The sequence below is a fragment of the Paraburkholderia sp. BL6669N2 genome (assembly GCF_003387275.1).
In the GTDB taxonomy this organism is placed as follows: domain Bacteria; phylum Pseudomonadota; class Gammaproteobacteria; order Burkholderiales; family Burkholderiaceae; genus Paraburkholderia.
The window spans coordinates 2,265,084-2,279,166 of the sequence record NZ_QUNA01000001.1; the positions used below are offsets into that span (position 1 = coordinate 2,265,084).

The window sequence follows — 14,083 nt, forward strand, 5'->3', positions numbered from 1 at the left end:
CGACAGCAACGCCCGAGAAATGCGAAGACAATTCGCGGCTGCCTCGGGCGTCGCCTGTCAGCGACTTGAGACCTTCCCAACGCACGCCGGCGGCGCTCCCGCAAGCCCCCTTCAAGTCCCTGCATCGCTTTGATGCCAATTGCGCAGGCGAGCCCGAAAAACCAGGGCTCACTTGTGCGGCCACCTCTCTCAAACCCTTCGAAACACAGAAGCCCTGACGTCGAGCACATATCAGTGCGGGACGTCGGCCCACCCGGCCGCCAAGAACAATCAACACGCGTGTCGGCCTCACGGTAGTTCGCCGCAACGCCCTCCGAGTGCCGAAGACATCCACGGACGCAAGTGTGCCGTCCGACAGTCGCACGAAATGAATCCACGCTTGCGTCTTGGCGTCGCGACGGTTCATCCCCGCTTTCCGCCGCTCGTCTACAGCCAGCGCCCCCATATACCAACATGCTTCGGATGTCTGTGATTGCAGAGGGCAAGCAGGACTGGCAGCCCAGGTTTTGTGGACAGTTTAAGGCGTACGGGAAATTATCTATATGCGATTTCATTCGCTTATGTATAATTCTCTCAATGCCGGGGTTGCTGGCCAAAACCCACCCTGTCCCCTTCAATCAATTTTGTAGAGGTCTTCTGCCATGGCGACAGAAAAGAAGTTTGCTTCCCACGCGGACGTTGAAGAAAAGAAAGTCACGTTCGAACAGCTTTCCGAACATGCGTACGCATACACCGCCGAAGGCGACCCCAATACCGGCATCATCATCGGGGACGACGCCGTGCTCGTAGCGGACACTCAGGCGACGCCGGTGATGGCTCAGGACGTGATTCGCCGCATTCGCGAAGTCACGGACAAACCTATCAAGTACGTCCTGCTGACCCACTATCACGCGGTCCGCGTACTTGGAGCATCGGCGTATAACGCTGAGCAAATCATCGCCAGTCAGGACACCTACGACCTGATTGTCGAGCGCGGCGAGCAGGACATGAAGAGCGAAATTGAGCGCTTCCCGCGCCTCTTCAACGCGGTTGAATCGGTGCCCGGCCTGACGTGGCCCACGCTTACCTTCCAGAAAAAGATGACGCTCTGGATGGGCAAGCTCGAAGTTCAAATCCTGCAGCTTGGTCGCGGGCACACGAAGGGCGATACCGTAGTCTGGTTGCCGCAGGAAAAGACGCTTCTTTCCGGTGACCTGGTCGAGTACGGCGCAACGCCATATGCCGGCGACGCGTATTTCCAGGATTGGCCGGCCACCCTTGACGCAATCGCTGCGCTGAAGCCTGAAAAGCTTGTCCCCGGCCGGGGCGCTGCTCTCAAGACGCCGCAGGAAGTGGCCGACGGTCTGGCAGGAACCCGCGCTTTCGTCAGCGAGCTTTACAGCAAGGTCAAGTCCGGTTCCAGCGAAGGCAAAGACTTGAACGCCATTTACAAAGAGACCTACGCCACGCTGAAGCCGAAGTTTGGCGACTGGGTCATCTTCGACCATTGCATGCCCTTCGACGTCACGCGGGCACACGACGAAGCAACGCAGTACCCCGACCCTCGCATCTGGACCGCGCAGCGCGACAAGGAGATGTGGGAAACCCTCGAGGGCTGACCTGCATCGCGCGCCGGCCTGTGTGCATCAGAAACGCACAGGTCGCTTCAACGACAAGCTCAATCTGGAGTTTCCAAAGTGCAACAACCGACGCGAGACATACCAAGTCGCCGTGAGCCTGCTCAGGCGGGCGCGCCCTGCAATCCGTTACTGGAGCGCGCATCGTCCGCGTCTGCGTTCTCGGCCCATCCAGTTGGCTACCAATCGGGATTCGCCAGCGAGTTCGCCACCGAGGCGCTCCCCGGTGCTCTCCCGGTTGGTCGAAACTCACCTCAGCGCGCACCCTACGGCCTGTACACCGAACAACTCTCGGGCACGGCATTCACTGCTCCTCGCTCCCACAACCGTCGTTCGTGGCTTTATCGGGTGCGACCAGCTGCGGTCCATATGCCGTTCACGCTGTTACAGAGCGACAAACTCCTTAGCGACTTCTCGAGTGTGCCCCCAACGCCTCCAAATCAGTTGCGCTGGGAACCGCTTCCGATGCCGGAAACGCCGACAGATTTTATTGACGGTCTGGTAACCATGGCAGGTAATGGTTCCGCGGAGGCGATGTCGGGTTGTGCTATCCATATGTACGCAACAAACCAGTCGATGACAGACCGGTTCTTCTACAGCGCTGACGGAGAACTTCTGATTGTTCCCCAGGCTGGTCGCCTGAGCATTGCGACCGAACTGGGTCTACTCGACGTGGAGCCACAAGAAATCGCTGTCATTCCGCGAGGCGTACGCTTTCGCGTCGAGTTGCCCGATGGCGAAGCCCGCGGCTATATCTGCGAGAACTTCGGCGCCCTGTTACGCCTGCCGGACCTCGGTCCTATTGGTTCGAACGGTCTTGCCAATCCACGCGACTTCCTGACGCCACTTGCAGCATATGAAGTCCGCGAGGGCAATTTTGAACTGGTGGCAAAGCTTAACGGGCATCTGTGGCGCGCAGATATTGGCCACTCGCCGCTCGATGTCGTAGCGTGGCACGGCAACTATGCGCCGTACAAATACGACCTCCGACTCTTCAATACGATTGGCTCAATCAGCTTCGACCATCCGGACCCGTCGATTTTTCTGGTGCTGCACTCGCCGAGTGACACGCCCGGCGTGGACACCATCGACTTCGTCATCTTCCCGCCGCGGTGGCTTGCTGCCGAAAACACGTTCCGGCCGCCCTGGTTCCATCGGAACTTTGCCAGCGAGTTTATGGGGCTAATCCATGGCGAGTATGACGCTAAAGCTGAGGGTTTCGTGCCCGGCGGTGCCAGCGTGCACAACTGCATGTCAGGCCACGGGCCCGACGCCGGCACGTTTGAGAAGGCATCGGTGTCTGACACAACAAAGCCCATGAAGGTCGATTCAACCATGGCTTTCATGTTCGAGACTCGCAACCTCATCAAGCCAACTCAGTTCGCCCTGGAGACCTCACAGTTGCAGGCGCAGTATTTTGAGTGCTGGCAAGGCCTCGAAAACAACTTCAATCCGGACGTCAAGTGATGCCAGTCAATACAGACGATACCCTGATGCTTAGTCGGACGACTGACCCGAGCCTTCGAAGCTGGGTCGAGTCAGCGAATTCTGCTGATACCGACTTTCCCATCCAGAACCTTCCTTTCGGCGTGTTCTCCGACGACAAGTCCGACAGAGGGCGGGTCGGTGTTGCAATCGGAGACTTGATTGTCGACCTTTGCGAGCTTGAGTCCGCTGGACTGCTCGCCGTACCTTATGTGGTCACGGACGATGACGGTCTGCCTAAAAGCGTCTTCCGCCAATCGCGGCTCAATGATTTCGTAGCCTTGGGGAAAGCGACCTGGAGCAGCATCCGGATTCAGCTGTCGACGCTACTGTCCGCGGACAACGCGACGCTTCGGGACGACCCCGAACTGCGAGAGCAAGCGTTCGTGCGCCAAAGCGACGCGGTCATGCGTCTCCCCTTCGACATACCCGGTTACACCGATTTCTATTCATCGAGAGAACATGCGACCAACGTCGGGGCGATGTTTCGTGACCCGAAGAACGCGTTGATGCCAAATTGGCTCGAGATTCCAATCGGATATAACGGTCGGGCGTCTTCGGTAGTAGTGAGCGGCACACCGATTCGCCGCCCGAATGGGCAGCGCAAGGGCCCCGAGGATGAGCGCCCCACTTATGGACCGTGCCGCAAGCTCGACATCGAGCTGGAAACCGGGTTTTTTGTCGGCGTGGGTAACACCCTAGGCACAACGATTCCCGCCGCGGACGCGGATGGTCATATCTTTGGAATGGTCCTCCTCAACGACTGGAGCGCGCGCGACATCCAGCAGTGGGAATACCAGCCCCTCGGCCCGTTCAACTCGAAAGGGTTCGCGACGACCATCTCTCCCTGGGTCGTCACGATGGAAGCACTCGAGCCGTTTCGCGTCGAACAACCACCGCAGATGCCGAAGCCCCTGTCATATCTGCGGGGTGCGACGCGCGCTGGCGTCGACTTACACCTTGAGGTGCAGTTGAAGCCAAAAGCTGCTGCGTCGCCGACGACTATTGCCAGGACCAACTTCAAATACATGTACTGGTCGATGGTGCAGCAGTTGGTGCACCACACCTCCGCTGGCTGCAACACGCGGGTCGGAGACCTCCTGGGCTCGGGGACCATCAGCGGACCGAAATCTGACTCGAGCGATGACAAGATTGGGACGTTCGGCAGCCTGCTCGAGCTAACATGGAATGGGCAATCACCCCTCAAGCTCGACGATGGCGAGACTCGGAGCTTTATCGACGATGGCGACGAACTTACTCTGACTGGCTGGTGTCAAGGCGATGGCTATCGCGTCGGGTTCGGTTCATGCGTTGGTGCCATACTGCCCGCACTTGAAGTCCCCGTCCCGGAGGACGGTGAATGAAGCTGTATAGCTACTTTCGCAGCTCTGCGTCTTATCGGGTTCGTATCGCACTCGCCTTGAAAAAGCTGCCGTTTCAGTACGAGGCTGTTCATCTTCTCAAAGACGGCGGTCAACAGCTCTCACCGGCATACCGTCGGGTAAATCCAGACGGTATCATCCCAGCGCTTGAGGACGGACCGGACGTTTTGACGCAGTCTTTGGCGATAATCGAATACGTCGACGAGATGTATCCCGACCCGCCGCTTCTTCCCGGACACCCCACCGACCGGGCCTACGTCCGCTCCGTTGCGCTTCAGGTCGCCTGCGAAATACATCCGGTCAATAATTTGCGGGTACTCCAGTATCTGAAGAAAAACTTCGGCATATCTGATGAGCAGAAGTCGCAATGGTACCGCCATTGGATTGATGTCGGCTTCGGTTCATTGGAGGTGCGGCTTAAAGCGGAAAGACGCGTTGGAAAGTTCGCGTTCGGCGACACGCCAACTCTTGCTGACATCTGCCTGGTACCACAAGTCTGGAACGCCCGCCGATTTGACATACCGCTGGACAGCTATCCGACAATCAAACGCATTTCCGACAACGCGTTTGATTTGGAAGCCTTCAGGCAGGCCGAACCTTCCGCCCAACCGGATGCGGAGGTTTGAACTGACCGTTCATCCCGCGCTTAACGGTGCGAGGTCAACCGTCTCTGTTTTGTCCATGGGAGCTTTCCCGCCGCGGTCGTGGCCGTAAGGTATGGGAGACCGTGACGGCAACGCAGGCACTCGTCACGAATGAGCCTACGGGTTTCCACTGGCCGTCCATAGCTGATAGATAATTCATCATTAACCAACAATGAAGACTGTGGTCGAGTTACGAATGGTCGCAACAACTATATAGCGCCGGAGCCTGGCTCCATGGTGCAGTTTGGAGACATCATGAGTGCAGGCTTTCAACACCCATTCCCCGCAGCCGCCAATAGTGTCGCGCGAGGCAAAATCGTTAGCGCACAACAAGCCGTCAGACTGATTCGACCTGGAAACACCGTGGCAACCGGTGGCTTCGTTGGTATCGGCTTCGCGGAAGAAGTCGCCATCGCGCTGGAACAGCTGTTCCTTGACTCAGGCCGCGGCGCAAGCGACACGGCTCGAGACTTAACACTGATGTACGCGGGTGGTCAGGGCGACGGGGCCAGTAGAGGCCTAAATCACCTCGCCCACGAAGGACTCGTTCGGCGGGTTGTCGGTGGCCACTGGGGACTTGTTCCTGGCCTCCAACGCCTGGCCGTTGAAAATCTCATCGAAGCCTATAATCTCCCGCAGGGCGTCATTTCCCAACTGTTCCGCGACATCGCCGCTCATCGGCCAGGTCACTTATCCACAGTTGGACTCGACACGTTCGTCGACCCACGCAACGGTGGCGGCAAGCTCAACGCCCGAACGACCGAGGACTTGGTCAGCCTCATATCGGTCAACGGGGCTGATTGCCTTCTGTATAAAACTTTCCCGGTCGACGTCGCCATCGTGCGTGGCACCACCGCCGACGCGAATGGGAATGTGACAATGGAGAAGGAGGCACTCACGCTCGAATCACTGGCCATCGCGATGGCCGCGCGTAACTCTGGCGGAATTGTGATAGTCCAGGTTGAGCGAATCGCCGAGTCAGGCACTCTGAATCCACGACAGGTCAAAATACCTGGGATTCTGGTTGACTGCATCGTGGTTGCAAAACAGGAAAACCATTGGCAAACGTTCACTGAGCCCTACAGCCCGGGCTTCGCGAGTGAGCTTCGCATTGCGACAGGTTCGATTCCGTCGATGAAGATGAGTGAGCGAAAAGTCATCGCGAGACGTGCTTCTTTCGAGCTGATGGCCAATAGCGTCGTCAACCTGGGCATCGGAATGCCCGAAGGAATTGCGAGCGTTGCTAACGAAGAGAAGGTATGCGACCTTTTCACGATGACGACCGAGCCCGGTGTCATTGGCGGCATACCGGCAGGCGGGCTGAATTTCGGCGCAGCAACCAACACCGATGCCATCATCGACCAGCCGTACCAGTTCGACTTCTACGATGGCGGCGGTCTCGACATCGCATTTCTTGGACTTGCGCAGGTTGACCGCGAGGGCAACCTCAACGTCAGCAAGTTTGGGCCAAAGCTCGCTGGCGCCGGCGGGTTTATCAATATCTCACAGGCAGCGAAGAAGGTCGTCTTTGTCGGAACGTTCAATGCAGGCCAGCTCGAAGTGAGTATCAAAGATGGACGTCTGCAGATTCTCAAGGAAGGCGTTTGCCAGAAGTTTGTGGACGCAGTGGAGCATCGAACCTTCGGCGGCCACTACGCCATTGAACGCCAACAACCGGTCCTGTACATCACGGAACGTTGCGTCTTTTCTCTTAGCCGTGATGGTCTCGAACTCGTCGAGATTGCACCAGGAGTCGACCTCCACCGTGACATCGTCTCTCAGATGGGTTTCGCTCCTATCATGAAAGGTGCTCCCCACCTCATGGACGCGCGCATCTTTGAAGAACGGCCGATGGGCCTGCGGGCAATGTTGCTGCGGCTGAAACTCAGCGAGCGGTTCAGTTACGACCCAGAGAAGAACATGTTCTTCATCAATTTTGAAGGACACAAAGTGTCGACGGCGGACGATGTTCAAGCAATCCGCGCAGAAGTGGAACGTTCGCTCTCCGGGCTCAAAGTCAGGCCCCATGCGATAGTCAACTACGACAATTTCTCGATAGCGCCCGAGGTCATCGACGCGTACTCCGAAATGGTGACCGGTCTTGTCGCAAGATTTTACTCAGATGTAACTCGGTATACGACAAGCAGCTTTCTGCGGATGAAATTGGGCAATGCTCTACAACAGCGCAGCGTCGCCACATATATCTACGAGAGTCCGGAAGAGGTGTCGTCTCACGAAACGCGCGAGAAATGACTCGCTTCAATTTATGCGCTGCAGCCCGTGCGCGCGAGTTCGCCAATGGACGTCGGTTGCGAGGAAATTGAAGCGGCCAGCGGTAGCCATGCCTCCTCAACCAGCACTTCGCCCGTTCCGTTCAGAAAAAGAAGCCGCCGTCGTGTTACCAGCTAGTTGTCAATGACTGTTCGAAATGGAGCCGTTCGAAGAATTGATAACATGCCTCAACGAGAATAAATGAGCTGCGCCGGTGTGAGTCGTTTGCCAACCAAAAAGACCTCAGTCATTCCATTGCGAGAGCAACGGAGAGGCTGACTTTCAATACTGCGTGGGAGCGCGAGGAGCCCCGCACGCCCTTGACGTACAAGGGCCACCTACTACCAGCCTAGGAGCACGCGCAGTCGTTGCATCAGCCAATCCGTCTCCTGGCTTTCCGTCCATTGCTTTCGTTCGAGGGCCCTCCGCATTCGCCGCAGCGTCACATCGTGTGAATGTTCAGGGAATTTGGCTGCGTCTTTAAGGGTCTTTGGCACCAGCTGCTGCGCCAGGTCTTCGCATATGTCCCAACGTACCCATCGCTCTTCCGCGGTCAAGCCGACGACAAACCTGCCGTCAATCAACCGTCCCGCGAGTTTCGGCTGCGTTCCTGGCAGCAAGGCGGGCGTTGGGTCCCATGGAAAATCGACCGGTACGCATGAGGTCAATCGCTCATCGCGATGGCGCCTCTCAGCATCGCGCATCAACTCGCCGACACTTATGTCTTCGTCGAGCTGGTCCCATCGGAGGCCTGCGCCGGACGCAGAAATGCGGACATCGTGTCGTTGCTCAACGGCTGCAACCCACAATTTCGGGAACAGTCGCAGGGGAAGTCGCAACGTGCCCCCGTGCTTTAGTAGGACGGTCAGATTTTTCTCATCCACGATTGCTTCGATTGCTATCGGTCGAATGCGACATATCATTTAACACCGCCCCCTAGCGGGCTGCGCTCAGCGCAAGGAGGCGAGCGATGACTTACTTCGCGACGTCAACAACCGTCTTATGCTTGCCAGCCGCTATTGTTTGCGAGTTGAGCGCAGTGCCTGGCGCAGCCACGATTCGGATTCGAACGAGCTCGCCGACGACAAGGACTTGCACGCAAGCTTCGGGTATCGGCGTGGAATCCCCAACCGCTTGTCGCTCAACGAACACAGTAAATATCCGAGGCTCCGGATATGGCCCCAGCGGCCATTCGTATCCGTGTACATGAAGCGCTTCGGATGCTCGTGTCCACAGTGGCTTCCTAGGGTCAATTTCCACTGCCGCGGTGTATAGCGGTTCAACACCGGGCGGTTCGGTCTCGTGATTCCCGTCGTAAATTTTGACGGAGGTGCGCGACCATTCCGAAGCCCACGCCATGGCCATTCGGCTCACTGTTTTAAATCGATTTTTATCATTTTTGAGCGCTTCAAGCGGACTATGGTCGGCGAGGCTTTCACGCGGCGAAGTGAGAAAGTCCAGCCGGGCGTCCGTTGGCGCGGTCGCAAGGACGTGGCAGATTGCGTATAGGTTCCTCCGCTGATTTGCCGGAACTGCAAGCACAGCTGGGAAATATTCCACGCCGTCGACCTCAAGCTTGAAAACACTTTCATCTGCCAGGAGCTCCGAAAGCCGTCGCGTTGACAGGCTGCCGCGCCTGCGAAATTCCGCTTCCGAAATCAAGTCGCCATTCGCAACCATGTCGCGGCGAGCAGTTAGGGCCTGCTGCCAAACGTCCTCGCTCGAGATGTCGCCGCCAACGTCTTCGCCGGCCTCAATGTAGGCGTCACGGACAATCTGTTCGATGCGTTCAATCAGATGGTCAGGCAACTGTTGAAACCTAGCGCGGTCGGCAGTCGGCAGCCGGAAACTGTTTGCAGCGATTTTGCGCACAAGCGTTGACGCTTGGAATTGCGGGAGGTCGTACTCCGCGTCGATGCGGCGCATCGAGATGTCCCAGCCGCTGTCAGTCGTATCAAGCTCGCTGAACTGACGACAGGATGGCCACTTGCTCGCGCGATTGCTCGTCGGTAGTTTGGTCCCGTCGTCGGCGTACGGCGCTAGGTAGAGGACAACGGCCTCGGGGTCTGCTTCGTGCAAGCGGCGCAGAATGTCTCGTACTTTCACGCTTGCTGCTCCTTACGCCGGTGTACGCCGCTTCGCTCGTAGGTGATAAACCTGCTTCCGAGTGAAATTCGCCGCGTGATGCGACGTCGCCCCGTATCTACCATCGCAAGCATTGGCACCTGAGTCGTTTTGCCTGCGTTGTAGTCGTGAGCCAACTTGCCAGGAGCGATATCGATTCCTAGCTTCCGGAAAACTTCTGCTGCTATATCCTCAAACGTGGCGGCCGGCGCAAGCTCATGCGTGAATTTGTTGGGCCGCGTTTTGGCATAAATTCCCACGCCGACTCGCACCAGCCTTTTGGTCTTGACCAAATTAGATAAGACGCGGCTTAGCTGCGCAGGGCTACCTAATCGCTTTAGCTCTGCACGCAGGATAACAACGCCGTGACGTTTAGCGATTGAACGCATGACGCGGTCTTCCAGGTTCATCTTCGGGTCCGCTCCCGTGGTGGGTCAAGTCGCTCTGTTCGAAACGACTATGGTGGCAAGCTGGTTGTCAGATACACAAAGCCTCAGCAGCCTATGACGGTCTTTACGTCGTGTACCGCAGCGGGGTGCACCGGTAGGTCGTAGGTCCAGATGGCATACCGACGAGTGAGGGTCTTCCTTCTGCTACAACTCTGTGAGCTTGCAACCATCATGTGGCCACCTCCAATGACAGATTTTTACTGCAACAACACAGCTAGGATTTTGCGCACAATGGTTGCGACATCGTCACCCTCGTCGTAGCCAACAGCCGCCGTGTCGCCACGGGAACCGTCCTCATGCACTATCGTCGCATGCACGCTGCCCCTTCGAGCAACGACGTCGAGGCGCACCAATGGTTCTACTTCTGTGCCAGCTTTGCGACCAATAAACGCGGTAAACCAGTCGTCGCTCGGGCAAGGCGTACTGTACTTGTCCGTGCAATGTTCGAGCACATGAAACACTTCCTCCAGTAGGAAAAATGGCGGCCGGTCGAACGGTACGGCGCTGCCCTCCACGTCGCATAGCTTAGTAGGCGATGCCGCGTCGCCCGTGTACTGGCCGTCGTAAAACGATATTTTAAGCATCGCAGCTTCAAGAACTTTGATGGCGACGACCACTACATCATCCGTCGGCCCAACAGAAATGGGACCGACGTCGAGTCGGGGTAACGTGCTGTACACACGAGCGTGCGCAACTCCGTCTTCGACGGCAATGTCGACAAGCCACGTCGTCAGCGCCTTAGGCGCGGATAAACTTCGCTGCCTCACGAGCACTGTGATGGCAGTTGATACAACGAACGGTCCGTCCGCGGAACGCGAGCGCAATGCAGCGATACATTGCTGCCAAGGGGTGCCCTCGTGCATAACCGACCGTCCCTCGCAGACTGGGGAGCGTGATTGGTAGCAAAAAGCACCCATCCTTTCTGCGTATACGCGCACCTGTGTGTCTACGAGCGGCTCTGGCAACTCGTAGCTTGTGGCGCTCATGGCAGCTCTCCGTGCATCAGCGCAAGTTTTGCTCGCAGTTCGGCCAACACCGTTGGCGCACTGATGCCAAGTACTTCGTGAGTCCGAATGAGCTTATCGCGACACCACGATGGCCAGTGCAGGTAATCATCATCCAGAGCGAGCCAATCTTGCGGCTGCCGACGGAGCACGTCGGACCAAATTTGCATACCACGTGGCGACTGCTTGAAAGACTCCGCGTCCATGCTTTTGTGAAACGTGGCGCCGACGACCCTTGCCCGCAAGTCTGGCGTCAATCGACGCGCCACTTTCGCAACACTGCCGCCGTACATGCGTATCCAAGACGTGCTCAGCACAATCCGGACACCAGGGTAAGGCAGCAGGACTCGTTCAAGGAGCGGCGCATGCTCGAACAGCATGTGGCCCGGCGGCGAAGCAATAAAGGGACCTCTGTTTGGTCGCATCCAAACGTCCTCCGGGTGAAGAACTCCGTCAAAATCTAGATACAAAACGAGGCCACCTGTGTGCCTAGGCGGGGGTATCTGGAAAGCCGGTCCGGGAGCACCTGTCAACACCTTGATATCCCCGCTTTAGTTTTTTCATAGAGCTCCGCTTCTTGCGATACGATTGCCAGTTCGCGAAGTGCTCTGCGCTCAATCTTGCTACGTTTCTTGCTGTAGTCCTCCGCTTTTGCTCGCAGTGCGTACTTACGGCCGCGCCGCACGATAATCGGACTCAAGACATGTTTCCGCATCAATCGTTTGCGCACGTACCCAGGACTCACGTTCAAAAGCCGTGCAATCTCGGCGACCGACAGCAGCTCGCCCCGCATCATCGGTACCCGTTTAGGAAGTCAAGCCAGTCGTGGGCATACGCACAGTCATGTGCGGGAATACTCGAGCCGTCGATGTTGTGCCCAAAAAACGTTCTCACTGGCTCAGGTATTTCATCCAGACGCACGTAACGCATGCCGTCACTGCTGCGTACATGCACAGCCACCTCAGGTGTTATCGGCCGCGGGGGCAGTTCTTCCGTTAGTCAGCGAGAGCGCCATCCTTCACACGCGCGATGTCTGCAGGTGCAATCACGCGCCTGCCGCTTTCCCGGTCACCCTGCCACAGTTCAACAGTCATCCTCACCATTTATACCTTTCCTTAATCATGTGATATGTCAACGGTGAGGCCATCCAAGTCTTCTACGAAAACAACGCGGCCGCTGAGATGTTGTCGGTGATTTCCTTAAGCTTCTTCAGGTCAAGCAGGACCGGTTGAGTATCGTTCAGAGCCGCAGCGTCCAACACGCGGATTGCTGGCTGCAGCTTGCCAGTGGGCGGGTGCGCAGCGACAAGTCGATGAAGAATCGCCAGGCGCGCAGCTTTATCGCCGACCACAACCACTTCCACGAATGCAGCGCAAGCAGCAATGCGTAACGCTGCAATAGGCGGGCGAACGACCATCGCTTCTATTTGGTCAGAGGCCAAGGTAGCTAACACATCGTGTGCCCTGTCGCACCATAAGGCCAACTGAGTGGCGGCCCGAAAAGGTAGCGACTCGACCTCGTCGATTTGCGCTGACAATCTGTCGGCTTTCGAGTAATAGTCGTACTGCGTGGGCTCGCTCATTTCCGTGGGATAACCGCGCGGTGCATCAACTGAACTGAACAGGAAAGTGATATTGGGCCAACGGTCGTCGCTTGCAACCAAATCCCTTTCGATGGCTGCCGCCACTTTCGCCATCTGCGCGAACCCTTCCATCTCTTCGTGGATAACGCGTCGAATACAAGCGCGATGAATCGAGCTTTTGCTCATAGTGAGTGGCACGACGTTGCGAACCGCCACCTCATGCTTCTTCATTTTCTGGGCCAGCGGCAGCAATGATTCTGATAAAGGGGCTGCCAGTCCGGCCTCAAGCTGTACAGGTGGCGGATGAATGATTGCGTTGGCCCGTTCCAGCGACTCTCCAACATCGTTCCGTGCGCCTTTTCGCTTCATTCTCGTCGCCAAGCTGCGAGAAAGGATGTCTCCAAAAGACAGTTCGTCATCTACGCGAGTGCAGCGTCCAGAACGCGACACTATCCGAACACCCTCCGAAACAACATCGCTATGAGCCGGAATGCGGCCGTGCATCCAGACGTCAATGCTCGGCTGACGACGAAGCAGCCATCGAAGGTCATTCGTCCCTGCAAACAGGCACGCGTTCGCCTTGCGGTCTTCTCGCCCCTGCCAGCCGAGCGAGTCGACATCGTCAGCGCGGTAGTGAGGTACTGCTTGCAATGGCGCCCGCACTGGAGGGTTTTCCGAGACGACCACTGTGGGTCCGTCGAATGGAACACTCAATTGCTCGCTCAACCAACTGACGGCCTTGCGATTTTCAATGAACGAGAGCGCAGGATGGAACGCGGTCGCTTCTTGCGCGGAACGAGAGTTCGGTGGCGGCAGTCCTGCTTGTCGGCAAAGCTCTTCTGCCTGTCGGCTAATCGCGGGGTCACTCCACCACGATGAGGCATCGATTGTTTTGAAATCCGGGCAGCGTGCAAGGCATTCCGCCGCCAAGGCTGGTCTCCACTCGTCAAAGGATGTCCAAAGGGTCGTTCCTACAAATCGGACTCCTCGCAGGACGACTGTCTCTTTTTCCAAAACATGTACCGCCGACCCTGCCGCAAGAGCCTTTGCCTCTTCGACCGCATCTGCTGCGTCCCGTCCGACCAGTTCGCTTGACCCCAAGACGTAAATTGTCGGCAAGCCTTTTGCGACTAAAGCCGGTATTGCCTCATCAAGACTGCCAAGCCCTCCCGTGACCACCAGGATGTCGCAACTTTCCACTGCAGCGACCGATTCACGACGCTCCTCCGCGGTCGCTCCCGCCAGCAACTGTATGCATGGGAACGGGTCGTCGCGGAACACGCGCCAAAGCCCTGACGAGATTGCCATCCTTCTCTTCCTTAAATTTGAGCGGGTGTTGAACCCAAAGAAACTTAAATTCAGGCGCCGTTGGCCCTAGCTCAAGATACATAGGCGAAATTTACCCGGGTATACGAAGTTTGTCTATACGAAGTTTGACTATACGAAATACGTCTATACGAAGTTGACCGTAGACTAACTTCGTATAGCGTGGGACTATCGGCGCCTTAAAATCTCCGTAGCTATCG

Annotated in this window: 12 protein-coding genes; 5 read left to right on the top strand and 7 right to left on the bottom strand. The window is 57.1% G+C overall.

The window, feature by feature from the left end; genetic code table 11:
- Positions 1-641: 641 nt before the first annotated feature.
- The 5 genes from B0G80_RS10280 to B0G80_RS10300 all read left to right on the top strand — a co-directional run bounded on the left by B0G80_RS10280 (position 642) and on the right by B0G80_RS10300 (position 7,380).
- Complete coding sequence (locus tag B0G80_RS10280) at positions 642-1,598, top strand: MBL fold metallo-hydrolase (RefSeq protein WP_116117929.1); 957 nt, start codon at positions 642-644, stop codon at positions 1,596-1,598.
- Positions 1,599-1,748: 150 nt separating this feature from the next.
- Positions 1,749-3,083, top strand: a complete 1,335-nt coding sequence (hmgA, locus tag B0G80_RS10285; RefSeq protein ID WP_116119612.1) for a homogentisate 1,2-dioxygenase — start codon at positions 1,749-1,751, stop codon at positions 3,081-3,083.
- Positions 3,083-4,465 carry a fumarylacetoacetase gene (gene fahA, locus B0G80_RS10290; protein ID WP_116117930.1) on the top strand — a complete coding sequence of 461 codons (1,383 nt, stop codon included), beginning with the start codon at positions 3,083-3,085 and terminating at the stop codon, positions 4,463-4,465. Before hmgA ends, fahA begins: the two co-directional genes overlap by 1 nt.
- Complete coding sequence (gene maiA, locus B0G80_RS10295; protein ID WP_116117931.1) at positions 4,462-5,109, top strand: maleylacetoacetate isomerase; 648 nt, start codon at positions 4,462-4,464, stop codon at positions 5,107-5,109. Before fahA ends, maiA begins: the two co-directional genes overlap by 4 nt.
- A 273-nt stretch (positions 5,110-5,382) precedes the next feature.
- Positions 5,383-7,380: an acyl CoA:acetate/3-ketoacid CoA transferase gene (locus B0G80_RS10300; RefSeq protein WP_116119613.1), complete on the top strand. Its 1,998-nt coding sequence runs from the start codon at positions 5,383-5,385 to the stop codon at positions 7,378-7,380.
- A gap of 359 nt (positions 7,381-7,739) precedes the next feature.
- On the opposite strand, the gene B0G80_RS10305 is transcribed toward B0G80_RS10300, so the two are convergent.
- From B0G80_RS10305 to B0G80_RS10340, 7 genes are all read right to left on the bottom strand, one after another.
- Positions 7,740-8,282 carry a DUF2442 domain-containing protein gene (locus tag B0G80_RS10305; protein ID WP_220377455.1) on the bottom strand — a complete coding sequence of 181 codons (543 nt, stop codon included), beginning with the start codon at positions 8,280-8,282 and terminating at the stop codon, positions 7,740-7,742.
- 91 nt (positions 8,283-8,373) lie between these two features.
- The gene (locus B0G80_RS10310; protein ID WP_258878874.1) at positions 8,374-9,504 is read right to left on the bottom strand and encodes a hypothetical protein; all 1,131 of its coding nucleotides are present in this window, start codon (positions 9,502-9,504) and stop codon (positions 8,374-8,376) included.
- A complete protein-coding gene (locus B0G80_RS10315) occupies positions 9,501-9,932 on the bottom strand; it encodes a DUF6088 family protein (RefSeq protein WP_116117932.1) in 432 nt (143 codons plus the stop codon). Before B0G80_RS10315 ends, B0G80_RS10310 begins: the two co-directional genes overlap by 4 nt.
- Positions 9,933-10,168: 236 nt before the next feature.
- Positions 10,169-10,588, bottom strand: a complete 420-nt coding sequence (locus B0G80_RS10320; RefSeq protein WP_258878875.1) for a hypothetical protein — start codon at positions 10,586-10,588, stop codon at positions 10,169-10,171.
- Between the two features lie 365 nt (positions 10,589-10,953).
- Positions 10,954-11,511, bottom strand: a complete 558-nt coding sequence (locus B0G80_RS10325; RefSeq protein WP_408967698.1) for an HAD domain-containing protein — start codon at positions 11,509-11,511, stop codon at positions 10,954-10,956.
- Positions 11,505-11,771 carry a helix-turn-helix domain-containing protein gene (locus tag B0G80_RS48020; protein WP_116117933.1) on the bottom strand — a complete coding sequence of 89 codons (267 nt, stop codon included), beginning with the start codon at positions 11,769-11,771 and terminating at the stop codon, positions 11,505-11,507. Before B0G80_RS48020 ends, B0G80_RS10325 begins: the two co-directional genes overlap by 7 nt.
- 360 nt (positions 11,772-12,131) lie before the next feature.
- Positions 12,132-13,865: a hypothetical protein gene (locus B0G80_RS10340; protein WP_116117934.1), complete on the bottom strand. Its 1,734-nt coding sequence runs from the start codon at positions 13,863-13,865 to the stop codon at positions 12,132-12,134.
- Positions 13,866-14,083 lie beyond the last annotated feature (218 nt).

Excerpts from the sequence above, each read along its gene's own strand:
- maiA (WP_116117931.1), top strand. The coding sequence starts at position 4,462 with ATGAAGCTGTATAGCTACTTTCGCAGCTCTGCGTCTTATCGGGTTCGT.
- fahA (WP_116117930.1), top strand. The coding sequence starts at position 3,083 with ATGCCAGTCAATACAGACGATACCCTGATGCTTAGTCGGACGACTGAC.
- B0G80_RS48020 (WP_116117933.1), bottom strand. The coding sequence starts at position 11,771 with ATGATGCGGGGCGAGCTGCTGTCGGTCGCCGAGATTGCACGGCTTTTG.
- B0G80_RS10300 (WP_116119613.1), top strand. The coding sequence starts at position 5,383 with ATGAGTGCAGGCTTTCAACACCCATTCCCCGCAGCCGCCAATAGTGTC.
- B0G80_RS10280 (WP_116117929.1), top strand. The coding sequence starts at position 642 with ATGGCGACAGAAAAGAAGTTTGCTTCCCACGCGGACGTTGAAGAAAAG.
- B0G80_RS10315 (WP_116117932.1), bottom strand. The coding sequence starts at position 9,932 with ATGAACCTGGAAGACCGCGTCATGCGTTCAATCGCTAAACGTCACGGC.
- B0G80_RS10340 (WP_116117934.1), bottom strand. The coding sequence starts at position 13,865 with ATGGCAATCTCGTCAGGGCTTTGGCGCGTGTTCCGCGACGACCCGTTC.